The sequence below is a fragment of the Phenylobacterium sp. genome, assembly GCF_016793225.1.
Lineage (GTDB): Bacteria > Pseudomonadota > Alphaproteobacteria > Caulobacterales > Caulobacteraceae > Phenylobacterium.
In genome coordinates this window covers 41,189-62,210 of record NZ_JAEUMN010000106.1, presented here as the reverse complement: position 1 = coordinate 62,210, position 21,022 = coordinate 41,189, and the positions used below count along the sequence as shown (strand labels likewise).

Genomic DNA, 21,022 nt, shown 5'->3' with positions numbered 1-21,022 from the left:
GCGTGTGGGGCGGCGGCGTCGGGACGCCGCCCCACACGAAGCTGCTCAATTCAAGGAACACTCAGATGAAAGCTCCCACCCAAGCGGTCCTGATGCGGATCTACACCGACGAGGACGCCCTCGTCGGCGACCGCGCCCTGGCGGAAGTCGTCGTGGCGCGGGCGCGTGAAGCCCACCTGGCCGGCGCCACCGTGCTGCGCGGCCAGATGGGCTTTGGCGCCACGTCGCGGCTGCATGCCTCGCGGCCCTTCGAATTGCGCCGGAACCTCCCGGTGGTCGTGGAACTCGTGGACGAGGACTCCGCGCTCCGCGCCTTCCTCGCGCGCCTCGACGACCTGCACGATATTGGCCTGGTCACGCTCGAGAAGGTCGAGGTCGTCCGATACGGGCCGCCGACGGTGGACGGGGAGGCGGGACGATGACGCCGCCGGACACCCCGGCGCCTCTTGCCGCCAATGATCATGACAAGACCGGCGCCCATACGGACCACGCCGACCATGGCCATGGCGACAAGGCCCACGATCACGACCACGGCGGGATCTTCGGATCGCGCACGGAACTGATCTTTGCCGGGCTCTGCGGTGTCCTGGCCTTGGCGGGGTGGTTGGTCGAGCGGGCAGGGCTCGACAAGGTGGCGATGGTTCCGCTGGTCGCGGCCTACGGCGTCGGGGGCTGGTTCACCGCTCGCGAGGCGTTGGGCAACCTCAAGGCCCGCCGCTTCGAGATCGACACCCTGATGCTCGTGGCCGCCGCCGGGGCTGCGGCGCTTGGAGAGTGGGTCGAAGGCGCGCTGCTGCTCTTCCTGTTCAGCCTGGGTCACGCCCTCGAGCACTACGCCATGGGCCGCGCCAAGCGCGCGATCGAGGCCCTGGCCGAACTGGCGCCCGATCGGGCGACTGTCCGGCGCGGCGACACGGTCGAAGAGGTCCCGGTCGAGGACCTGGCGGTGGGCGACGTCGTGCTGGTGCGCCCGAACGAGCGGCTGCCGGCCGACGGCATCGTCGTGGCGGGCGACAGCGCGGTGAACCAGGCGCCGGTGACCGGCGAAAGCGTCCCCGTCGACAAGCGGGCCAGCGACGATCCCAACCTCGACTTCGGTCGGGCCCCGGCGGAGCACAAGGTGTTCGCCGGCACCATCAACGGTGGAGGCGCACTCGACGTGCGGGTGGCTCGCTTGTCGACCGAAAGCGCCCTCGCTCGGGTGGTCAAGCTTGTCGCGGAGGCCGAGGCGCAGAAGTCGCCCACGCAGAGGTTCACCGACCGGTTCGAGCGCATCTTCGTGCCGGCCGTGCTGGCGGGGGTGGGCCTTCTGATGTTCGCTTGGGTGGTCTACCCGGAGCCCTTCAGCGCCAGCTTCTATCGCGCTATGGCGGTCCTCGTGGCGGCCAGCCCCTGCGCGCTGGCCATCTCCGTGCCGAGCGCCGTCTTGAGCGGCGTGGCGCGCGCGGGACGCGGCGGGGTCCTGATCAAGGGCGGCGCGCCGCTGGAGGCGCTGGGCGCCGTCAACGCCATCGCCTTCGACAAGACCGGCACCCTCACCGAGGGCAAGCCGCGCCTGACCGACGTCGAACCGGGATGGCAGGTCGCCCGCGAGGAATTGCTCGCGGTGGCGATCGCCGTTGAGTCCCAGAGCGACCACCCGCTCGCCGCGGCGGTCGTGCGCGACGGCCAAGCGCAGCTGGGAGATCGCCCCATGCCGGCGGTGCGGGCCGTCCGCAGCCTGACGGGCAAGGGGGTGCAAGCCGAGGTGGACGGAGCCGAGGTGCTGATCGGCAAGCCCGCCCTGTTTGAGGGCGCGATGCCAGAACTCCTCGCCGACGAGATCGCCCGCTTGGAACAGGCTGGGCGCACCGTCATGGTGGTGAAGTCCGGAGACAGGTTCCTGGGGGCGCTTGGCCTCATGGACACGCCGCGTGAAGCTGCGGCCCCGGTGATCCAGGCGCTGCGCGGGGTCGGACTGCGGACCGCCGTGATGCTCTCGGGCGACAACCAGCGCGTCGCCGACGCCATCGCCCGCGACCTCAAGCTCGATTGGGCCAAGGGCGCCCTGATGCCCGACGACAAGGTCGCCGCCATCCGTGATCTCGGTGAGCAGCACGGCGGCGTCGCCATGGTCGGCGATGGCGTGAACGACGCACCGGCCATGGCCAGTGCGACGGTCGGGATTGCGATGGGGGCGGCGGGCTCGGATGTCGCGCTCGAGACCGCGGACGTGGCGTTGATGGCAGACGACCTCCGCCGGCTGCCGTTCGCGGTCGGCCTGAGCCGGCGCACCAGCCGGATCATCAAGCAGAACCTCTGGATCAGCCTGGGCATGGTCGCAGTGCTGATCCCCGCGACCGTGCTCGGGCTGCGGATCGGCGCCGCAGTGCTGTTCCACGAGGGCTCGACGCTCTTCGTGGTCGCCAATGCGCTCCGTCTGCTAGCCTACAAGGAGCCAACCGCATGACGGCCGCCTTGCGAACGCTGATCGGGTCGGCTGCCGCGGCCGGGCTGCTGGCGGGCTGCGCCACGCCCTTCAACGGCGCCGTCCTCGCCGATGTCCGGGCTGAACCGTACTCGGGCGGCGGGTTCGTGGTTCGCGGGCCCACGGTGATCGTAGAGCCCGCGGGTCAGCGCTTCCACGGCTGGGTCTGCCGTCAGTCGCGCGCGGGCGCCGGCCTGCGGGCCGTCCGGCTTGAGCGGATCGGCGCCAACGGCGACCTGGTGGAGGCGGTCTACGGTCGCGTCGAACTCCGGAGCTCCAGCCCGAGCGACTGCGGCGTCTACGACATTCCGACCGACTGGACGCTGGGCCCCGCTGAGGGTGTCCGGTTGTGCCCCGGACGTCTCGATGGGGCGCCGTGCCCTGTGCGGACCGCGCCGGGCGACCCGCCGGCGGGAGCGCCGCCGACGTGAAGACTCTCGCCTCGGCAGCCGACATCCGCGCCGCGCCAGCGGTGGTTTGGGGCGTCCTCACGCGGTTCGCCGCCTACCCGGACTGGACGGCAGCCGTCCGCGTCAACGGTGGCCTGAGCGCGGGCGCCGACCTCAACTTCGCGGTCACCACCGCCACCCGCCGTGGGGCGTCGCGCATCATTCGGTTCATGGGGACGATCGAGGCGGTGGAGCCGACGCGCAGGCTGACCTGGCGCGTAGGTGTGCCCTTCATTCTCCACTGGCGGTTCAATTTGCGGCTCGAGCCTCGGGGCGCCACGACGCACTTCACGCACGAGATGGAAATTTCGGGGCTGGGCGCGGTCTGGGCCTATCCCCGTCTCGACCGCCTCGTGACTCCGACCCTACGGCGCTTCGTCGACGACCTGAAGCGGCAGTCGGAGCGGGCTCAGGCCCGAGCGCGGCCTGGACGTCGGCCGTGACGCGCCGTCCGCCGCCGCGGCCCTGGCCCTTGGGCTTGCTGCTCGGGGCGTTTGTGGCGGTGCTCGACGTCGTCCTGAACCGCAAAGCCGAGGCCGTGCTCTCGGCTGAGACCGAGCATCGCGGGGGCGCCCCTTTCCACGTCGCCCTGACCGACCTGGCGCATCTGGGATGGGCGCCGGCCGCGGCCCTTGCCGTCATCCTGGCCCTTGGACTGGCGGGCCTCGCCCTGGCGCGCACGCGCCTGACGGCAGCCGCTTTCGGGCTCGTCTACGGCGGGGCGTTTGGAAACCTCCTCGACGGCGCCGGGGGAGGGCGGGTCTGGGACCTGGTCAGCTTTCACCTGCCGGCCGGCGATATCCCGCTCAACGTGTCGGACCTCAGCCTGTTGATCGGCGGTGGGCTCCTGCTCTCGCGTCCGGTGCGTCGGTGAAGCTGGTGCGAGTTCGTCTAGGCCGGCGCCAGGCGTCCAGCCGGCTCCATCAGGTCCGCGAGCAGCAGGAGGAGCAGGAAGCCGGCGAAGAACAGAGCCGCCGTCCAGGGGCGGTCCGGAACCTCATGGGCCTCCACCAGCAACTCCTCGGTGACAAGGTAGAGGAGGGCGACCAGCCCGAAGGCGAGGAACGCCGTCAGCATCGGGGCGGGGAGCTGGCCGAGCGGCGCAGCCGCCAGCGCGCCGGCGGGCAGCAGAAGGGTCAGCAACGCCGTCGTCCCGACGGCGCGACGCCAACCGCCGCCGATCGCCAGACTGACGGTGAGGCCGAGGAACAGCACCTCCAGGGTGAGCGCGATCGTCAGCAACAATCCCTGCGTCTGGCCCGCGACGAAGGCCAGGCCCAGGACCAGACCGTCGATGAACAGGTCGACCCCTACAGCCACCATCAGGCCCACGCTGCCCTTGGCGCGGGTCTCCAGGTACTCGATCCCCATCATCGCCAGTACGCCGACCGCCCCTCCGATCAGGACGGGCAGCGCCGCGCCGGCGTGTTTCAGGTCCGGCAGGATTTCCCCAGCCGCAGCCGCGAACACCACGCCCGCGGCGAAATGCTGAATGCCGCTGACGGCCAGCGGCCCAGGCCGGCGCCAAGCGGTAACCCCGGCGCCGATCAGGGCCATCGCCGCGGGCGCGAGCGTGAAGGCGACGGGTGTCATCAGCGGGCCTCCGCAGTCGGGCGTCGGTCCCCCACAGGGCCGCGCCACTCTCTTCGATCCCTCGCGCCAACACGCAGCCGCGCAGGTGGCAGGAGAACGCGCAAGCTGACCGGTGTGGTCCCCCGACCCCGTAATGAACTGCCGCCTGGTGTCGGCCGCGGTCGTCGCCCGCCGCCAAAGGGTCAGGCCTTGCCCGGCCAATCGGACGGGGACTGCCGCCATTGACACGTCGACCGGCCGGTCAGCCTCCATCGAACTCGCCGCCGCCGTCACCGTGGGCGATCGCTCTGCTGGTGGTGTCGCTGGTGCTTTTGGCCGTCGCCGTCGGCCTTCTGAAGTTGTTGTAGACGCCGCGGCGATCAGCTGAGGAGCGCCGCTGCGATCGCGAGCGCCGAGAGCCCCAGCAGGACGCTTCCGACAACGAAGCCGCGAAAGTGCTGCAGGTGGTTGAAACGGAACGGCACATCCTCAGCGCCCGGCAGCATCGCCCAACGCGGTCGCACGACCCCGAGCCAGAGTTCGTCGAGGATGAGCCAGTCGGTGAGGTTGAAGGCGGTTCCGACGACAAAGGCATGCGCCCAAAGGTCGAGGAAGGCTGCCGGATTGGGACTCGTGTCTTTCCAAGCTGCGGTCGACGCCGCCGGAATGCCGATCAGGAACGACAGCAGGAGGAGGCCGATCAGCAGGCCGGTCCTTCGCTCCCGTGGGGTTTGCGGTGGCACTGCCGAGCGCAGTTCGACCGGATAGTGGCGCATCAGAAGGCGCGGGTTCGCGCGCAGGGTCCCCACCACCAGGGCTGACGCCAACGCTGAGAGGATCACGCCGTCGCGTACCGCGCTCACCCAGCCGATCATTGGATCCCCGTGCCCCTACCTGATCGAGAGAGTCTAATTCCTCTAGTCACTAGAGGATCAAGAGGCGTCGTTGGGGGGGCGGCACGATGCTCGCCAGGCTGCGAATTCGCCGCCGATGGCACGATCGCCCTCCCGGCGGCCTTGCCGGCAATTGAACCGCAACCCGGTGCGGCGCATATTGTCGTCATGGCCAGCAAGCCCGCGAAATCGCCGATCCGCCAGACGCCTGCCGAACGCTCGGGCTGGTACCGGGGTGTGAAGCTGCAGGCGCCGCCGACGCCGCCGAAGACCTCCCTGTCCAAGCTCCGGGACGCCGTGCGCTACGCCGTCGGCAAGAACGCCGATGCCCTCGCAGGCGGCAAGTAGCCCGCCGCGGCGGCGCTCCGTCTTCATCAACTGCCCGTTCGACGCCGAGTACAAGCCGCTCTTCCGCGCCATGTGCTTTGCGATCGCCGCTTGCGGCTTTGCGCCCCGCTGCGCCCTGGATGAGTCCGACAGCGCCGTCGTGCGCTTCGACAAGATCCTCGACCTGATCACCGCCTGCGAGTTCTCGGTCCACGACGTCTCACGCGTGGAGCTCGACACGCGCTCGGGGCTGCCGCGGTTCAACATGCCTCTGGAGCTGGGCGCGGACCTGGGTCTGCGCCTCAAGGGGCCGGCGGCGCAGCGCAAGCGCCGCATCCTGGTGCTCGACGCGGAGGCGCATCGCTACGACCAGACCCTTTCCGACATCTCAGGGATGGACATCGAGGCGCACGGCAACGATGCGGCGCGGCTGATCAAGGCGGTGCGGGACTGGCTCAATGCCGGCCGCGACGGCGGGGACCCTCTGCCCGGTTCGGCGGCGATCGTTTCCGACTACACCGCCTTCCAGGCGCTTGTGCCCGACATCATTGCCCGCCTGCGGCTCGATGACTTCGACGCCATCCCGCACACCGACTACATGCATCTGGTCGAACTCGTGCTGTCCGAGATCGAGAAGGCCCGCGACCTCGTCTGAGGCCTATTGCAGGACCTTGCGCTCTCCCCGCTGGGCGCGGGCGTTGAGCAAGCCGGCCGTATGCTCCGCGTCCGCCTTCGAGAGGCTCGTCTGGGGCGTCATGGCGATGACGGCCGGCTCTCCCGTCCAGACGTCATAGACGCTGAAGCCGTCGCGATCGGGGCGGACGAGGTAGCGGTCGCTCATAGGGCCATGATGGCGACGCCCGCCTGACTCGCCAAGCCAACAGTTCTGTGAACGTTCCGCAGTGGTGCGGGCGCCCCCAAACCTGCGGCCCGCAACCGTCTTGCGGGATATCGGCAGAAATCCTGCCGGTGATGCGCAACATTTCTGCGTATATTCTAAATATATTCAAAGTCGTATTGACGAAAGTTCGCGGCGGGTACTCCGTGCCATCCGGAGGCCGCGATGAACATCAGTCTCGACGAACTCGACGTGGACATCGTCCAGTCGACCCCCGACAACGAGGACGCCTACGATGGTCGTTGGGGCTGGTACTGGCACGAGATCCACGAGCGCCCACGCGGTCCGTTCGCCGATCCGGCGACGGCGCTGCACGACCTGGCGGACTGGGTGCAGCAGCACGTCGTCGACCCGCCGGCGCCCCTGCAGGGCGATGCGGCCCTGGCTCCGCTGTTCCTACGCAACGCCGCCGGCTTCCTGGACGGGGCGGACTGCGGCTCCGGCGAGGTTCAGCTGGCCGCCTGCTGCTATGCGCTTGAGCTGATCCTGAAGGCCTACCTCCTCAGCCGCGGGTTCGCCGACGCCTGGAACGCCGAGCACCTTCGCCACGATCTCGATCGGGCCTACCGGTTGGCGAGCCACCACGGCCTGCCGGACGACGACGCCCGCATCGACCAGTTCATCGCCGCTGTGAATGCCGACTTCCAGCGCCACGCCCTGATGGCCCTGCACGCTGCGCGGGCCGACCTGGTCGCCCGGTTCGAGGCCGTCTCGGCCCTGCGCGCCCTGCATCGGGAAACGGTGCGGCGCGTCGAGGGGATGTGGCGCGTGCGGCGGACAGCCGGGCCGACCGGCTGAGCGGAGTTCGGACTCGCCAAGTCACAAATGTTCTGTATTTGTTCGATGCATGCCCGAACGCCGCGTCGTCGAATTGGAACGCCTCAACGTCCATGGTCCCGGCAAGGACCGGTGGTTCCTTCGACCCGGCTCGCGAGGGCGGAGCTGGCTGTGGTTCGACCCCGAGCAGGTCCCGTTTGTCGACGCCCGCGCCGCCACCTTCGAACTCGAGCGGGTCCGCGGGGGCTGGAAGGTGCTGCGGCTCGTCGAGGCTGCGCGATGAGCACCAAGTCGCCCGACGTCCTCGCCGCGCCCCCGAACCCGCTGGTGGCGATCACACTGGCGGAAATGCATGTGCGGCGCTGGGAGCTCAAGGCGGTCTGCAACCGCTGCTCGACCAAGCTGAGGGTCAGCCTGCCGGCGATGATCCGCACCCATGGCCCGGACGCCATCTGGTGGGGACAGACCCCGCGCTGCCCGGGGCTCGAATGCCAGGGTGGCGTCCTCCGCTACGCGGCCCGGGCTCTGCGCGGCGGCTCCTGGGTGTCGCTCGATGCGCCGCCCAGCGAGCTGGCGCTCACCGCCTACCGGACGCGCTGCCGCGCGTACCGGGAGCCACGCTAGCCCATGACCATGTTCCAGAACCTGCATCGGTCGCTGGGGCGAGGGCAGACCCTCAAGCTACAGTGCGAAGCCTGCGACCATCGGGCGACCCTGTCCGCCCAAGAGGCTGCTGCGCTGTGCGGGGCCGACGCCACCCCGATGGACATCCGCCGTCGGGCCAGGTGCAAGGCCTGCGGTGTGGAGGGGCGGGTTCGTGTCTGGATCTGAGCCCTCGACGCTGAAGCTGCCGCCGGCGAGGGCGCTGCGGGCGTTCCGGCCCGGTCAGGTCGGCGATGACACGGTGGCGACCTACCTGGGCAAGGGCTGGTCGCTGGCGATCTGCTGCAAGGCTTGCGAGCGGCTGGTGGAGTGGACGCCGCCCGAACTGGCGCACCGGTTCGGAGATCGCACGACTTTGCGGATCGGCGCGCTGGTCGAGCGGCTGGCCTGCAGCGGCGAGGCGGGGTGCGGTGGCCGGGAGATCGCGGTGTTCCCGCACCTCTACGACGGCGTCTGGCCCTAACGGCAGTCCGTCTCGGCGATGGCGGGTGTCTCGCCGGTCGCCAGGGCCTCCCGGAAGCAGGCGGCCTCGGCGGCCTTGCGCGACCAGGCCACCGCGAGGCCGGCGCACATGAGCGCCAGGAGCACGCACGTGAGGGCCAGGCCGCGGATCACCAGGATCGGTGGGACGGTCCGGCGCGGGCCGCCGCTAGGCAGGGACCACCTCGTCTTCCTTGACGCCGTGGTTGACGATCTGCAGCGCGCCGTCGGGCAGCGGCTGCTGCAGGCGCCGCACCTCGCTCCAGGGCGCGCCACTCAGCCACAGGTCCCAGTCGGCGGGCTCGGTGAGGATCACCGGCATGGCCTTGTCGTGGTGGCGGGCGACCTCTGCGTTGGCCTCCGTGGTGAGGAAGCCGAACACCTCGCAGTCCTCCCAGCCGGTCTTGATCTTCCGCACGCAGCCATGCGCCGTCCAGACGCCGGCGAAGAAGGCCAGCGGCCGCTCGGGCGCAAAGGCGTACCAGACCTGCTTGAAGGTGCCCCCGACCTGGTCGGGTTCGCTGAAGGACGTGAAGGGGACGAGGCAACGGTGGCCCGGCTCCAGCCAGGTCTGCCAGTGTCGGCTCGCCGTATTGCGGATGTTGGTGACCCCCTTGTCGGGTTCCAGGCGCAGCAGTTCGTTGAAGTCAAACGCCGTGCCCTTCGCGCGGAGCTTGTCCGCCCGCTTCTTGGTGGCGTCCATTAGGACGTTCTTCGGCGTCGGCATCCCCCAGCGCATGTCGCGCATCTCGCGCGCGCCGGTCGGGTCCTGCACGATGACCGGGGCGGCGTAGTCCGGGTAGACGCCGGACATGGGGGGTTGGTTGTTGTTGCGGTCCAGGGCGCGGAGGAGGGCGGCCACCTCGGCGCGGCCGCGCATCATGGCGTAGAGGTTGCACATGCCGCGAGCCTAGCTATCCCCGCCTTGCTTCACCTGCCTCGCCTTGCGATCCGCCCGTTTGCCCGAACCTGTCACGACGAAGGTCATCCACTCCTTCTTTGTGCCGACCTTGTGGGCTTCAGCGTCGGTCTGATCCTGCCGAAGGAACGGGGCCGTTTGGTAGATGACGGCAGTAAATGATGCCCATGCGGGGTCGCCGGCATAGCCCATCATGTCAGTGTAGATCTCGCCCAGCACGCGCCTCGCCTCGTCGTCGCTGTCCACGAACTTGACCTCGACGGCGGTGCGGTCCGAAGGCACGCCAATGTCCGGCTTGTAGACCTTCGTGTGCTGAGGAACCGGCGGGTTGAGGATCGCGTCGGGAAACGACCAACTAATTGCCTCCTTCAGCAGGTGCGTAACCTGCGCCTCCTTCGTGGGGGGATTGTTCGAAGCGTGCACAATATGGGCCGTGTTGCGTAGCATCCGACGAAGCACCTCCACCCGCGTTCGCGTCGCCTGATTGTCCTCTAACGTCGCCCGTACGATGTAGTGATAGCTATTCAGAATATCCGCGGCGGGGCTGTATCTGAGTCCTTCGTCAATCGACTTGGTCTCATTCAGCGCGCCGACCCCCGCAAACTCCGCCTTGAAGTCACGGAGGAGCTCCACCATCCCCATCGTCTCCAGCAAGGCGCACGTCGTCCGATGGGCCTGTTGCAGTCGCTCGGCGAGCGCGTGACCCTCACTCTCGAGGTAGTCATCGTAGTGCTCGCGAAGCTCCTCGCGGTCAGCCTCCTCGATCGACCTAACCGCCCTTTGGGCCAGCACCACGCCTTCGCGAGCGGCTTCGTAAAGGCGAACGACCCGTTCCTGCATCGGTCCACTTTCTGGCAGATTTACCGCTGCGCACTCGTCCCACGGCGGGTTGAGGAGGGGAAGGTCTTCCCCTGCGGCCGAGCCCGAGGTCTCGCCCGACCCCTTCGAGCGGGGAGGGCCCCGCAACGCCCCCCAGAGCTGGCGGAGTCCGCGACCCCTGGATTGCGGTCGCCGTCGGATACCGCTTAGGTTGGGTGAAGCCCGGGGGGGACCATGTCAAAGAAGCTTTGGATCGGCGCCGCCATCGGGGCGGTCGTGCTGTTCGTGGGCGCCTATGCCGGTTCGCCGCTCCTGGCCGCAAGTGCGCTGCGGTCCGCGGCCATGGCTGGCGATGCGGACAAGCTGCAGCGCCTTGTCGACTTTCCCGCCGTTCGCGAGAGCCTCAAGGGCCAGCTGAACGCCATGATCGTACAGTCGATGCAGTCCGACCCGGATTTGCGCGACAATCCCTTCGCGGGCCTTGCGGCGGTGATGGCGCCGGCCATCGTCAACCAGGCGATCGAGGGTTACGTCACCCCCGATGGCATCGGCGCCATGATGCGCGCCCAGAAGCCCATGGTGGCCGTCGGGGGGCCGGATGCGTCGGTACAATCCGGGCTGTCGGCGCAGCCCAAGGCGAAGCCGGCCTCCCTGCCGGCTTTCCAGCACCACTATCGAGACCTCGACACCTACGAGATCGCCAGCGTCAGTCCGACCAATCCCGACGAGCACTTCAGCTTCATCCTCCATCGCCAGGGCCTGTTCGGATGGAAGCTGGCGCGCATCGAGTTGCCGAAGACTCTGATGTCCAAGACCGCGCCGAGCGCGGCGGCCTCGGACGCCGGCCTTGCTGCACCACAGCCGGCCCCACGACCCGACGCGCTTCTCGCGCGCTGGGGACAGGAAAACGAGTCCTGCCGCGGCGGCGCCGGCGATGAGGCTGCGACGGAGGCCGCGTGCCAAGCGCGCAATCGGACGGATGCCGAACTCGCCCGGGCGGGCTGGTGCTATGGGGAAAACGCCGCGTACGGGTATCAGTCCGAATGGCGGCCCTGCGGTTCGCCCAGGTTCGCGAGCGTCCAGCAGGCCGAGCAGGAAGCCGAGGCTGATCGGGCCGCCCATGAGCAATAGCGCGAGGGCCTTCCGTCCGCTCACGCGGCTCTGCGGCCTCGTGGTGGTTCTCGGGGTCATCTGCGGGCCCGCAGCGAGCCAGACCGGGCCCAAGCCGACGGCGCCGCGCACGGCTCCTCAACCGGCCGCCAAGCCGCCGGCGGGGCCAAAGCCCGCGAGCAAGCCGGCTGCGAAGCCGGTGCGGAAGGCGGCGCCCGCGCCGCCCAGGATCTCGGAGACGGGGGTCCTGGAGCAGCACGAACTGCTCGCCATCGCCGCGCTCGGCATGAAGCCGTCATCGGACCCCTTCCGGAGCTCGCCGACGGCGAAGTACCAGGGCCGCGACTTCGTGCTCTATCAGACGCTGCGCCAGGCGAACGACACCGAGTACGAAGAGACCAACGGCCGCTGGACCTACGACAAGGACGCCGCCGAGGTGAGCTTCGCCATCAAGCCCGGCGAGTTCGACGTCTTCTACAAGGAGACCACGGTCGGCCGTTTCACCGCGCAGAACGCGTTCGGCGCCCGGTGGCCGGCCGTACACCGCGAACTCCTGCAGGTCATCGTCGACACCGGCTACCACAGCGCCGACGGGTTCGTGGTGAAGGCTGCGCCTGAGGAGGCGCGGAGCCTCACCGCGTCCGTGGCCCTGAAGATCGAGGGCACATTGACGGGGAGCGCGGAGGGCGTCGTCAGCTGCGACCAGGACACCGACGCGGCGACGATCGACGACCCGGTGCAATGGGACAACGTGATCTGCCGTCTCTCAGCGCGGCTCACCACCATCACCTTGGTGGACAGGCGATCAGGCGCCGCCCTCAAGACCTGGACCTTCTAAGCGGAGCGCGGCCGGCGGGCGGGCTCGGTCCCGGCGCGCGGAGGCGCGCCTCCTGCGGGACCGCCCCTTTGGCGGGCGGCTAAGGCCGCCGCGGGCCGCTCGACGGCGCGTCCCGCCATGCAGCGCCCTGGCGGGGCGCCAGGTCGCGCAGGCTCCTTGCAGCCTCACATGGGGATTCTGGTGTCAAGGCGCTCGGTTGGCCGACTGCGGTCTGCGTAGAGCGCCTGGATCAGCGGACACCCTGGGTCCTGCCCGGCGTCGCAGGCCCGCACAGAGTCGGCCAGGACGCGCTCCATGCGTCTGAGGTCGGCGATCCGCGCCCGCACGTCCTGCAGGTGCGAGGCGGCCAGGGTCCGCACTTCGGCGCAGGCGGCTTGGCCGCCGGTCGCTAGGCCGAGCAGGGCGCGCACCTCGTCCAGCGTGAAGCCCAGCTCACGAGCGCGGCGGACGAAGCCGAGGCGGCCGATGTCGTCTGCGCCATAGCTGCGGTAGCGGCCCCGCCGTGGCGGGACAGGCATCAAGCCGATCCGTTCATAGTAGCGGATCGTCTCGATATTGCAGCCGGTGCGGCGCGAGAGCTCGCCGATGGGGATCGCTTGGTCGGCCATGGGACCACCTTCGATTTAAGGCTTGAGTCTGTAGTCGCTACAGATGGCATCCTTGGCGGCATCGCACCAGGAGACGGCGGCATGACGGCGAGCAGCGGGCTTCGGGCCCGACCAGACGGATCGGGCGGCAAGCCGGCCGAGACCGCCCTGAGCTGGGCGGCTGTGGCCGCGGCGGCCGGTGCAGTCTTCGCGTGGGCGGCCTGCTGCGTCCTGCCGATGTCGCTTGCGCTGGCGGGGCTGGGCCTCGGCGGCCTCAGCCTCATCGCCGAGCAGCGCACCTGGATCACCCTCGCCGCGCTGGCGGTCATCGGCGTGGGCTGGGTCCTTACTTGGCGCCGGGCGCGTGCGTGCAGGGTCGACAGCGCCTGCGCCGCGCCGTCGCGGCTCGGGATCGGCCTGCTCGGTGCGGCCTCGATCCTTGTGCTCCTCGCCCTCATCTGGCAGCCGCTCGTCGAGCCCTGGGCTCTCACCCTGATCCGGGGCGCGCGCGGATGAGCGATGTGCAGATGGAGCTGCGCTCCACGCTCACCTGCCCGCATTGCGGCCATCGGGCGACGGAGACCATGCCGACCGATGCCTGCCAGTACTTCTACGACTGCCAGGGCTGCGGCGCGATCCTCAAGCCTAAGCCGGGCGACTGCTGCGTCTACTGTTCCTACGCCGACGTTCCCTGTCCGCCGATCCAGGAGGGCGGCGGCAAGGGGTGCTGCGCCTGACACACGGCGCGTGCTGATCCAGCGCCGGGCGTTCGGGATCCAAGTCCGAGCCCCTGTCCACGACCTGGCCGTCACCCCGCCAGATCAACCTCACATTCGGTCGCCGCGTCGCCGCGGCCGCACCCATATCCCGCATTCGCAGGTGTCGGGCTCAGAGGACGAGACCATTCTTCTCTTGCGGTGGCATAGGCCATGGCTGCAATCGGTTCGTCCGCCTGGATCCGTCAGGGTCGATCAGCCCTGCGGATTTCGACGAGCGCTATCCTCAGGCGGCCTGCACGACAGCCCCCTCGATGACGACGCCGTGGGTCACATATTTCCAGAACGCCACCAGCAGCTTGCGCGCCAGCGCCACGATCGTGGATTTCCGCATGCGCCCACCGTTGCGCTGGACGCGCGCCTGGAACCAGAGGCTCAGCGCCGAGCCCGGCTGGTGCCGCGGCCACAGCCAGGCGACCTGGATCATCGTGGTCCTCAGGCGCGGGTTGCCGGCTTTCGACACGCCCTGCTCGTGGTCGATCGATCCACTCTTCCAGGGGGTCGGGGCCAGCCCGGCATAGGCGGCGAGCTGCTTTCGATTGTCGAAGCGCCGGTACAGCGCCTCCGACCAGAGGACGGCGGCGAACTCCGGGCCGATGCCCTTCAGCCTGGCGAGCATCGTCGCCGGCGTCGGCGCCTCTGAGCTCGCCGGTTCGATGAGCGCGTCGCGCTCCGCTTCCACCGCCTTCAGCTGCGCCAGCAAGATCTCGAGCCGGTCCAGCTCCCGGCCGATCTGGGCCTTGAGGCGGGTCGGTAGCGGTCGGCCGTCGCCGGTCCGCAGCTCCTCCAGCCGCGCCCGGCGGTTCCGGCGCAGGGGGTCGTAGTCGAAGATGCCCTGGGCGCAGAGCAGACCCTTGATCCGGTTGCTGTGCTCGATCCGCTCGATCACCAGCGTCTTCCGCTCCCGGCAGAGACGGCGGCGGTCTTCCTCTTCCGGCGTCGGCGCGCGGACCATCGAGCAGACCCGCGGCTCGCCGCGCTTGTAGGCCATCAGCGTCCGCACCAGCGTCTCGCCGTCGATCCGGTCGGTCTTGGCGCGCCGGCGGCGGCGGGAGGTCAGGATCGAGGCGGCGTCCACGACATGGCTCTCGATCCCTTCCTGCTCCAGCACCCGGTGAATCCAGAAGCCGTCGAGCCCCGCTTCTTGGATCGCGATAATCGGAAAGTCGCGACCTAGCCGTGCGCCGGCTTTGTGCTTGAGCTGGGCGAACCGTCCGAGCAGTCCTGCGATGTCACCGGCCGATACGGCGTGCTTGGACAGCTTCTCGCCGGCACCCGGCGACAGTGACGTGATCAGCCAAGTCGATCGGCTGAGTTCCAGCGATACGAAGATCGCGCCGAGATCGGTGCGGATGGCGCTGTGCTCGGACGGGCAAGGGTCGTGCATGGGTCGGCTCCAGAGGGTGCGGGTTCAGCCGCCTCACTCTGTTGAAGCCAGAGCGGAGCGCTATCCCGCCCCATGGGATCTTCTCTCTTAGTAGGAGTGCTTAGGGCTCCGCCCTCGGCGCGCTTCGGAGCGGCTTCCGCCCAGCTTCGGTCCCCTTCGCAGGGCGGCATAGGGGCAGGGCCTTGAAGGGGCCCTGCAGCCGGTTCCCCGCGAAGCCGCCCCTCCGCTTGCACACCCGGTCTCGCCGACGGGCAAGGCTGCAGGCGCGGCGTGCGCCTGCAACCTGCCTCCAAGGAGCTAGACCATGAACGCAGTGACCGTGATCGAGTCCGGTTCGGTGCTCGACATCCCCCTCAACAAGCTCAAGAAGTCGCCGAAGAATGCGCGGCGGACCCCGCACGGTGAGGCCGCCATCGAGGCGCTGGCCGCATCCATCGCCGCCAAGGGCCTCTTGCAGGCGCCTGTGGTGGAGCCAGAGGTGGACGGGGAGGGCGGGCCTACCGGCTGCTACCTCGTCACCATCGGCGAGGGGCGGCGTCTGGCGCTGCTGCTGCGCGCCAAGCGCAAGGAAATCCGCAAGACCGAGCCGGTGCGCTGCGTCGTGGACACCGCCAATGACCCGCACGAGATCAGCCTGGACGAGAACGTCACCCGCACAGACATGCACCCCGCCGACCAGTTCGAGGCCTTCCGCAAGCTGGCCGAGGATCAGGGCTTCGGGGCGGAGGAGATCGCCGCCCGGTTTGGGGTGTCGGCGCACGTGGTGCGCCAGCGGCTACGGCTGGGCGCTGTGGCGCCCAAGCTGATGGCGCTCTACCGCGAGGGGACGCTCACCCTCGACCAACTGATGGCCTTCGCGGTGACCGAGGATCATGCCCGCCAGGAGCAGGTCTATGAACAGCTGTCGTGGAACCGTTCGCCGCAGTTGATCCGCCGGGCCATGACCGAGGCCAAGGTTCCGGCGGCGGATCGTCGGGCCGTGTTCGTGGGCATCGAGGCCTACGCCGAGGCGGGCGGCACGATCCTGCGTGACCTCTTCACCGAGGACGGCGGCGGCTGGCTGGAGGATGTGGGGCTGCTGGACCGGCTGGCCCTGGAGAAGCTGGACCGCGAGGCGGCCGAGCTTCGCGAGGCCGAGGGCTGGAAGTGGGCCGAGCCCGCCCTGGAGTACCCGCACGGCCACGGCTTCCGGCGGGTCTACCCGAACTTCGTGGAGCGCTCCGAGGAGGACGCTGCGCGCAAGTCCGCGCTCAGCGACGAACTGGAGGACCTGAACGCGCAGTGGGAGGCCACCGAAGACCTGCCGCCCGACGTGGAGGCCCAGTTCGCCAAGCTGGAGGAAGAGCTTGCCGCGCTCGGGGACACCTACGCCTACGATCCCGACGACGTGTCACGCGGCGGTGTGCTGGTGGTTCTCGGCCACGATGGCGCGGCCCGCATCGAGCGCGGCCTGATCCGGCCCGAGGACGAAGCGCCGGAGCCGGAGGCGGACGACGAGGACGACGGCGAGGGCGCAAGTCCTGTGGCCTCGGAAGCTGGCGACGCACAGCCCTCCGGTCCCGGCGACGTGAGTGAACCGGTAGAGGACGAAGGCGCTCCGCTGTCGGAACGGCTGGTGTTGGACCTGACGGCCTACCGCACCATCGGCCTGCGAGACGCGGTGGGCGCCGACCCAAACCTCGCTCTGGTCGCCCTGGTCCATGCCTTGGCGGTGAAGACCTTCTATCCGCCCTATGCGCAGGCCTCCTGCGTGGACGTGAAGCTGGTGTCGGCCTTCCTCGACGGCCACGCGCCCGGTGTCAGCGAGAGCCCGGCGGGGCGGCGGATCGGCGAACGGCACGACGCCTGGGCGACGCGCCTGCCCCAAGAGGCGGAGGACGCCTGGGCCTATGTCTTCGGGCTGGGCAGCGGCGACCTGCTGGACCTGCTGGCCCACTGCGTGAGCCTCGGGATCAATGCGGTGCATAACCCCTTGGACCGCAAGCCTGCCGCCTGGGCGCATGCTGATGCCCTGGCGCAGGCGGCGGACCTGGACATGCGGACCACCTGGACGCCCACGGTCGCGAGCTACCTCGGTCGCGTGACCAAGGCGAAGATCGTGGATGCGGTGACCGAAGCGGTCGGCGGCGAGGCCGTCCAACGGCTGGACGGGCTCAAGAAGCCCGACATGGCCGAGGCGGCCGAGACGTCTCTCGCGCCCACCCGGTGGCTGCCCGCCTTGCTGCGGACGCCAAGGCCGGAGCCGAAAGCTGAGGCCGAGCCCGACGTGACGGCCATCGCCGCAGAATAACGCCAAGCGCCTTCAGAGACCTGACCCGCGCGGGTTCACCCGCGCGGGCCTTCGCTTGTCCGCTATTCGGACGTGTCCCCGGCTGGAAGCCCCGGAGAGCGCGTGTTCTCCGGGTCGGAAAGCTCCGACAGCCGCGCGCGAAGTTCGGCCTCGGTATGGACGTCGGCGAGATGGCGCAGCAGGTCGTCGGCAGATAGAGCGGGCAGGGGCATGGGTGTTTCCTTTCGGTTGGTGACCGACCGGAATGATGCCGTCACGACTCGAGCAACCGGCGCCCCAAGGCCTGTCAGCGCGGCTTGGCGAGCGAGCGGACCAGAGGCGCACTGGCGCTGGCGAAGACCGTGCTCTGATTGACGCAGGCCTCGTTGTAGTCGCGGATCACAGCCGGATCGCCGATCCCGACGAGCTTCTCCTCGCCGGGGCCGGGGCCAAGGCCCACGATGACGTCCGGCGCCACGGCCAGCCACATCTCGCAGCTTGGATCGAGCAGATGGGTGCGTCCAGGGTGGGTCAACTTCACCACCGGACGGCTCGAGACGACGAACGACTTGCCGCGGGCCGTCACCTTGGCGACCCCCAGTCCCCGCAACCGCAGCAGGGTCAGCGGTTCGTCGCCGCCTCTGAGAAGCGCGTCGACGCGCGCGTTCTGCGCCATGCGCCGACGGTTCTGCGGCGTGTTCACCTTGTCGATCTCCGCCGCCCGATGTGGATGCTTCTGCCGGAGCTCCGCGATGAGCTCGTCGAACGTCTCTTCGACCTCCGCGTCTGTCACCGTCGTCAGGTGCAGGTCCGGGACGCGCTTCCACTGCATGAAGAAGAACATCAGCCAGGTCTCGAACTCGACCGGCGTCAGGGCCGGCTTTCGCCCCTGGCGGGCGGCGGTCACGATCTTCTCGATAATCGGATCGGTCGCGGACTCCAGGTCGGAGAACCACGCCTCGGCGACCGTATCGGTGGCGCCATCCGCCTCGGTGCGACGGTAGAGGTGGCCGTGGACGAAGAGGTTCGCCGGCCGGGTCCGGAACACCGCGCCATCCGCGCGTCGTCGGTCGAAGGCATGGAGGCAGCCCTCGCCGTCGACGAAGCGCTTCTGCAGCATCTCGGGCACGGCATGGTGTCGTTTCGGGGCAGGGCGGTTGCGCATCCGGGTCCGTGACGAATCTGGCCCGATGATATCGCGCCCGGCAGGGTTCCGCCGCGCTCGGGGGGCTGTGGCGGCGCCATGCGGGTCTCTCGGGGGCTGCAGACCCCGCGCACACGGTCTCTCGTCTGGCCGATCTGGGCGAGCCCGGTCCGCCCCTCAACCCGCCGCCGCGGCTTTCTTCCCCTGAGGCTGCGCCTCATTCCTCGCGAGGCAAGAAACCCGCGGCGCCGGGTCCTCCGCTCGCGCTGCGGGCCTGCGGCTGAGGGGCGGCCCCGGCCCCGCCTTCTCCGATCGTCATCGAGACCGCGATGGGCGCGGGCTCGGAAGATCCGGAGACCCTCCAATGGCCACCATCGGCACCTTCCACAAGCAAGACGACGGCTCCTACGCGGGCGCCATCAAGACCCTCAGCCTCAACGTCACCAAGGCCCAGTTCCGGCCCTCCGAAACGGACAACGACAAGGCCCCCGACTTCCGCATCTTCGCCGGCCAGACCGAGTTCGGCGCCGCCTGGAAGAAGACCTCCCGCGAGAACCGCGACTACCTCTCCGTGAAGCTCGACGACCCCAGCTTCCCGGCCCCGATCTACGCCAGCCTCGTCGATGCGGACGATGGCTACAGCCTGATCTGGTCGCGCAGCCGCACCGCCGACTGACGCCGCGAGCCGCCCCGGTCCTCCGGGGCGGCGCTCCCCCAAACCCTGAAGCGATGGAGCCCGCCATGTCGCGCGCCCGCACCGAAACACGTCCCGATCTCTACACCCGCGTCACCAACCAGATCGTCGCCGACCTGAAGCGCGGCGTCCGCCCCTGGACCAAGCCGTGGTCCGCCGAGCACCTGGCCGGACGCATCAGCCGCCCACTGCGCGCGACGGGCCAGCCTTACAGCGGCATCAACGTGGTCCTGCTCTGGGCCGAAGCCGTGGCCAAGGGCTATGCCGCACCGATCTGGATGACCTTCCGCCAGGCGCTCGCGCTGGGGGCCGCCGTCCGCAAGGGCGAGCATGGCGCCACGGTTGTCTACGCCAACCGATTTACTCGCACCGAGACCGACCCTTCGGGTCACGATGTGGAGCGCGAGATCCCGTTCCTGAAGGCCTACACCGTGTTCAATGTCGAGCAGATCGACGGCCTGCCAGGACACTTCCACGCGACCGAAGGACCGCAGCTTTCAGTCGAGGCGCGGGTCGACCAGGCCGAGCGGTTCTTCGCCGCCACGCGCGCCGACATCCGCCATGGCGGAACGCACGCCTACTACGCGCTTGAGGCCGACTATGTGCAGCTGCCGCCGTTCCCTTGCTTCGCCGACGCCGAGAGCTACTACGCCACGCTCGCGCACGAATGCACGCACTGGACGCGCCATCCCGGCCGTCTCGACCGTGACTTCGGCCGCAAGCGCTGGGGCGACGGCGGCTACGCACAGGAGGAACTCGTCGCCGAACTCGGCGCGGCATTTCTGTGCGCGGACTTAGGGCTCGAACTGACTCCGCGCGAGGACCACACGGCCTACATCGAGAACTGGCTGCAGGTGTTGCAGAACGATCGACGCTTCATCTTCTCGGCCGCCGCGCACGCGCAGCGGGCCTGCGATTTCCTGCACCAGCTGCAGCCCGTCGAGGCGCGGGCGGCCTGACGGCCGCCCATCGCCCGTCGCGCCGGCGCCTGAATTCCAAGTATACTTGGTGGAGCGCCGGCGCCGCGGGCGGTCGCCTCGCAGACATGAGTCTGCGAGCGCTCCTCGCCCGGAACTTACGCCGGTTGCGTCAGGCCCAGAGCCTGTCTCAGGAGGAGCTTGCCGCGCGTGCCGACATCACCGCCAACTATCTCAGCTCCCTGGAGCGCGAGGAGTACGCTGCCTCGTGGACGTCATCGAACGCCTCGCCCAGGCGCTGGACGTCGCGCCCGGCGTCCTTTTCGCGAGCGATTGAGCAACGCAACCTGCGGCTTCTTGGGTCGCCTCAGAGGCGAGCTTAAGGTCGCGCGATGGGCGGTCCCGAGTTTCGCATCCGCGCGCCGCAGGAGAGCAGCCTGACGGATTACGACCGCGACCACGCGGTCACCTATCTGCGTCTGCTGGACGCCGATGAAGCCGGCGCCGACTGGCGAGAGGTGGCAAGCTTGGTGCTGGGCGTCGACCCGGGCCGGGACTTCGAGCGGGCGCAGGTGATGCATTCCAGCCATCTGGCGCGGGCCAAATGGATGCGCGACGGCGGCTACGCGGACTTACTTCGTAAGAACTGAAGCTTGGCCTGACGCAGGGTCAACTTTCGGCTTGCGTACCCGATGTTCTGATTCGTTAATGAGCCTCGCTGTGGGGGCGCGTGCTCGACGAGGGAGGCGCGCCGTGAGTACCGAAACGTGGCGTTCAGACGAACGCTACGAGGCCCTGAAGGGCTGTTCCGCGACCGATCTCGCGTGGGAGTTCCTGCGGCGCAATCCCGACTATCGCGCTGACTTCGCCAAAGCCCTGGAGTCAGCCTCCGGCGGCCCCGCGTGCGCCGGACCGGCGCCGTGGGCCCGCTGGGGGCTGAGCTTTCGCCGCCGACCCGACACTCGCCGCAGACCGCCAGCCGGTCTACTGGCGGCCTGATGTTGATCCGCGCACGGTCGTCCTGACGCCCGCAGGC

Annotated in this window: 31 protein-coding genes; 21 read left to right on the top strand and 10 right to left on the bottom strand. The window is 69.3% G+C overall.

Features of this window, described 5'->3' with window-relative positions; all coding sequences use genetic code 11:
* The first annotated feature begins 65 nt into the window (after nucleotides 1-65).
* The 5 genes from JNK30_RS12695 to JNK30_RS12675 are packed head-to-tail and all read left to right on the top strand — an operon-like array spanning nucleotide 66 to nucleotide 3,790.
* Complete coding sequence (locus JNK30_RS12695; protein WP_293482610.1) at nucleotides 66-422, top strand: DUF190 domain-containing protein; 357 nt, start codon at nucleotides 66-68, stop codon at nucleotides 420-422.
* The gene (locus tag JNK30_RS12690; RefSeq protein WP_293482609.1) at nucleotides 419-2,449 is read left to right on the top strand and encodes a heavy metal translocating P-type ATPase; all 2,031 of its coding nucleotides are present in this window, start codon (nucleotides 419-421) and stop codon (nucleotides 2,447-2,449) included. The genes JNK30_RS12695 and JNK30_RS12690 overlap by 4 nt, the downstream gene beginning before the upstream one ends.
* Nucleotides 2,446-2,898: a hypothetical protein gene (locus JNK30_RS12685; protein WP_293482608.1), complete on the top strand. Its 453-nt coding sequence runs from the start codon at nucleotides 2,446-2,448 to the stop codon at nucleotides 2,896-2,898. The genes JNK30_RS12690 and JNK30_RS12685 overlap by 4 nt, the downstream gene beginning before the upstream one ends.
* On the top strand, nucleotides 2,895-3,359 hold the full coding sequence (locus tag JNK30_RS12680) for an SRPBCC family protein (RefSeq protein WP_293482607.1): 465 nt from the start codon (nucleotides 2,895-2,897) through the stop codon (nucleotides 3,357-3,359). The genes JNK30_RS12685 and JNK30_RS12680 overlap by 4 nt, the downstream gene beginning before the upstream one ends.
* Nucleotides 3,360-3,388: 29 nt before the next feature.
* Nucleotides 3,389-3,790, top strand: coding sequence for a signal peptidase II (locus tag JNK30_RS12675; RefSeq protein ID WP_293482606.1), 402 nt, complete (start codon nucleotides 3,389-3,391; stop codon nucleotides 3,788-3,790).
* 17 nt (nucleotides 3,791-3,807) lie between these two features.
* Here JNK30_RS12675 and JNK30_RS12670 read toward each other — a convergent pair whose 3' ends face one another.
* Nucleotides 3,808-4,509: a transporter gene (locus JNK30_RS12670; protein WP_293482605.1), complete on the bottom strand. Its 702-nt coding sequence runs from the start codon at nucleotides 4,507-4,509 to the stop codon at nucleotides 3,808-3,810.
* A 359-nt stretch (nucleotides 4,510-4,868) separates the two neighbouring features.
* Nucleotides 4,869-5,363 (bottom strand): hypothetical protein, encoded by a 495-nt coding sequence (locus JNK30_RS12665; protein WP_293482604.1) that lies wholly within the window; start codon nucleotides 5,361-5,363, stop codon nucleotides 4,869-4,871.
* 186 nt (nucleotides 5,364-5,549) lie between these two features.
* Between JNK30_RS12665 and JNK30_RS12660 the strand changes: the two genes are divergently transcribed.
* Both JNK30_RS12660 and JNK30_RS12655 read left to right on the top strand, forming a co-directional pair.
* The gene (locus tag JNK30_RS12660; protein ID WP_293482603.1) at nucleotides 5,550-5,729 is read left to right on the top strand and encodes a hypothetical protein; all 180 of its coding nucleotides are present in this window, start codon (nucleotides 5,550-5,552) and stop codon (nucleotides 5,727-5,729) included.
* On the top strand, nucleotides 5,707-6,363 hold the full coding sequence (locus tag JNK30_RS12655) for a hypothetical protein (RefSeq protein WP_293482602.1): 657 nt from the start codon (nucleotides 5,707-5,709) through the stop codon (nucleotides 6,361-6,363). The genes JNK30_RS12660 and JNK30_RS12655 overlap by 23 nt, the downstream gene beginning before the upstream one ends.
* 3 nt (nucleotides 6,364-6,366) lie before the next feature.
* On the opposite strand, the gene JNK30_RS12650 is transcribed toward JNK30_RS12655, so the two are convergent.
* Nucleotides 6,367-6,549, bottom strand: coding sequence for a hypothetical protein (locus tag JNK30_RS12650; protein ID WP_293482601.1), 183 nt, complete (start codon nucleotides 6,547-6,549; stop codon nucleotides 6,367-6,369).
* Nucleotides 6,550-6,771: 222 nt separating this feature from the next.
* On the opposite strand from JNK30_RS12650, the gene JNK30_RS12645 reads away from it, so the two are divergent.
* The 4 genes from JNK30_RS12645 (at nucleotide 6,772) to JNK30_RS12630 (ending at nucleotide 8,509) form a co-directional block, all read left to right on the top strand.
* Nucleotides 6,772-7,404: a hypothetical protein gene (locus JNK30_RS12645; RefSeq protein WP_293482600.1), complete on the top strand. Its 633-nt coding sequence runs from the start codon at nucleotides 6,772-6,774 to the stop codon at nucleotides 7,402-7,404.
* Nucleotides 7,405-7,453: 49 nt separating this feature from the next.
* Nucleotides 7,454-7,666 carry a hypothetical protein gene (locus tag JNK30_RS12640; protein ID WP_293482599.1) on the top strand — a complete coding sequence of 71 codons (213 nt, stop codon included), beginning with the start codon at nucleotides 7,454-7,456 and terminating at the stop codon, nucleotides 7,664-7,666.
* Nucleotides 7,663-8,007, top strand: coding sequence for a hypothetical protein (locus JNK30_RS12635; RefSeq protein WP_293482598.1), 345 nt, complete (start codon nucleotides 7,663-7,665; stop codon nucleotides 8,005-8,007). Before JNK30_RS12640 ends, JNK30_RS12635 begins: the two co-directional genes overlap by 4 nt.
* A 193-nt stretch (nucleotides 8,008-8,200) precedes the next feature.
* Entirely contained in the window at nucleotides 8,201-8,509 is a 309-nt protein-coding gene (locus JNK30_RS12630) for a hypothetical protein (RefSeq protein ID WP_293482597.1), read from the top strand.
* Here the strand turns inward: JNK30_RS12630 and JNK30_RS12625 are convergent.
* From JNK30_RS12625 to JNK30_RS12615, 3 genes are read right to left on the bottom strand one after another with little or no spacing between them, the layout of a single operon-like run.
* Nucleotides 8,506-8,661: a hypothetical protein gene (locus JNK30_RS12625; protein ID WP_293482596.1), complete on the bottom strand. Its 156-nt coding sequence runs from the start codon at nucleotides 8,659-8,661 to the stop codon at nucleotides 8,506-8,508. The genes JNK30_RS12630 and JNK30_RS12625 overlap by 4 nt on opposite strands.
* Before the next feature lie 34 nt (nucleotides 8,662-8,695).
* Nucleotides 8,696-9,427, bottom strand: coding sequence for an SOS response-associated peptidase (locus JNK30_RS12620; RefSeq protein ID WP_293482595.1), 732 nt, complete (start codon nucleotides 9,425-9,427; stop codon nucleotides 8,696-8,698).
* Between the two features lie 9 nt (nucleotides 9,428-9,436).
* Nucleotides 9,437-10,285, bottom strand: a complete 849-nt coding sequence (locus tag JNK30_RS12615) for a hypothetical protein (RefSeq protein WP_293482594.1) — start codon at nucleotides 10,283-10,285, stop codon at nucleotides 9,437-9,439.
* Between the two features lie 213 nt (nucleotides 10,286-10,498).
* Here JNK30_RS12615 and JNK30_RS12610 point away from each other — a divergent pair, with 213 nt between their 5' ends.
* Together JNK30_RS12610 and JNK30_RS12605 are read left to right on the top strand one after the other, a co-directional pair.
* Nucleotides 10,499-11,395: a DUF2939 domain-containing protein gene (locus tag JNK30_RS12610; RefSeq protein WP_293482593.1), complete on the top strand. Its 897-nt coding sequence runs from the start codon at nucleotides 10,499-10,501 to the stop codon at nucleotides 11,393-11,395.
* Nucleotides 11,385-12,212 carry a hypothetical protein gene (locus tag JNK30_RS12605; protein WP_293482592.1) on the top strand — a complete coding sequence of 276 codons (828 nt, stop codon included), beginning with the start codon at nucleotides 11,385-11,387 and terminating at the stop codon, nucleotides 12,210-12,212. Before JNK30_RS12610 ends, JNK30_RS12605 begins: the two co-directional genes overlap by 11 nt.
* Before the next feature lie 164 nt (nucleotides 12,213-12,376).
* On the opposite strand, the gene JNK30_RS12600 is transcribed toward JNK30_RS12605, so the two are convergent.
* Nucleotides 12,377-12,820, bottom strand: a complete 444-nt coding sequence (locus JNK30_RS12600; protein ID WP_293482591.1) for a helix-turn-helix domain-containing protein — start codon at nucleotides 12,818-12,820, stop codon at nucleotides 12,377-12,379.
* A gap of 81 nt (nucleotides 12,821-12,901) precedes the next feature.
* Here JNK30_RS12600 and JNK30_RS12595 point away from each other — a divergent pair, with 81 nt between their 5' ends.
* Nucleotides 12,902-13,315, top strand: coding sequence for an MFS transporter permease (locus JNK30_RS12595; RefSeq protein ID WP_293482590.1), 414 nt, complete (start codon nucleotides 12,902-12,904; stop codon nucleotides 13,313-13,315).
* Complete coding sequence (locus tag JNK30_RS12590; RefSeq protein ID WP_293482589.1) at nucleotides 13,312-13,536, top strand: GDCCVxC domain-containing (seleno)protein; 225 nt, start codon at nucleotides 13,312-13,314, stop codon at nucleotides 13,534-13,536. Before JNK30_RS12595 ends, JNK30_RS12590 begins: the two co-directional genes overlap by 4 nt.
* Nucleotides 13,537-13,801: 265 nt before the next feature.
* Here JNK30_RS12590 and JNK30_RS12585 read toward each other — a convergent pair whose 3' ends face one another.
* Nucleotides 13,802-14,962 (bottom strand): IS110 family transposase, encoded by a 1,161-nt coding sequence (locus tag JNK30_RS12585; protein WP_293482588.1) that lies wholly within the window; start codon nucleotides 14,960-14,962, stop codon nucleotides 13,802-13,804.
* Between the two features lie 304 nt (nucleotides 14,963-15,266).
* On the opposite strand from JNK30_RS12585, the gene JNK30_RS12580 reads away from it, so the two are divergent.
* Nucleotides 15,267-17,252, top strand: a complete 1,986-nt coding sequence (locus JNK30_RS12580; protein WP_293482587.1) for a ParB/Srx family N-terminal domain-containing protein — start codon at nucleotides 15,267-15,269, stop codon at nucleotides 17,250-17,252.
* A 62-nt stretch (nucleotides 17,253-17,314) separates the two neighbouring features.
* Here JNK30_RS12580 and JNK30_RS12575 read toward each other — a convergent pair whose 3' ends face one another.
* Both JNK30_RS12575 and JNK30_RS12570 read right to left on the bottom strand, forming a co-directional pair.
* On the bottom strand, nucleotides 17,315-17,464 hold the full coding sequence (locus tag JNK30_RS12575; RefSeq protein WP_293482586.1) for a hypothetical protein: 150 nt from the start codon (nucleotides 17,462-17,464) through the stop codon (nucleotides 17,315-17,317).
* Nucleotides 17,465-17,538: 74 nt separating this feature from the next.
* Nucleotides 17,539-18,396 (bottom strand): DUF4238 domain-containing protein, encoded by an 858-nt coding sequence (locus tag JNK30_RS12570; RefSeq protein WP_293482585.1) that lies wholly within the window; start codon nucleotides 18,394-18,396, stop codon nucleotides 17,539-17,541.
* Nucleotides 18,397-18,739: 343 nt separating this feature from the next.
* On the opposite strand from JNK30_RS12570, the gene JNK30_RS12565 reads away from it, so the two are divergent.
* From JNK30_RS12565 to JNK30_RS22990, 5 genes are all read left to right on the top strand, one after another.
* Nucleotides 18,740-19,051, top strand: coding sequence for a DUF736 domain-containing protein (locus JNK30_RS12565; protein WP_293482584.1), 312 nt, complete (start codon nucleotides 18,740-18,742; stop codon nucleotides 19,049-19,051).
* A gap of 65 nt (nucleotides 19,052-19,116) precedes the next feature.
* Complete coding sequence (locus tag JNK30_RS12560) at nucleotides 19,117-20,028, top strand: zincin-like metallopeptidase domain-containing protein (RefSeq protein ID WP_293482583.1); 912 nt, start codon at nucleotides 19,117-19,119, stop codon at nucleotides 20,026-20,028.
* 86 nt (nucleotides 20,029-20,114) lie between these two features.
* Nucleotides 20,115-20,369, top strand: a complete 255-nt coding sequence (locus tag JNK30_RS12555; protein WP_293482582.1) for a helix-turn-helix domain-containing protein — start codon at nucleotides 20,115-20,117, stop codon at nucleotides 20,367-20,369.
* Between the two features lie 9 nt (nucleotides 20,370-20,378).
* Nucleotides 20,379-20,636 (top strand): DUF2285 domain-containing protein, encoded by a 258-nt coding sequence (locus JNK30_RS12550; protein WP_293482581.1) that lies wholly within the window; start codon nucleotides 20,379-20,381, stop codon nucleotides 20,634-20,636.
* A gap of 58 nt (nucleotides 20,637-20,694) precedes the next feature.
* Complete coding sequence (locus JNK30_RS22990) at nucleotides 20,695-20,985, top strand: DUF6499 domain-containing protein (protein ID WP_367118747.1); 291 nt, start codon at nucleotides 20,695-20,697, stop codon at nucleotides 20,983-20,985.
* The last annotated feature ends 37 nt before the right edge of the window (nucleotides 20,986-21,022 follow it).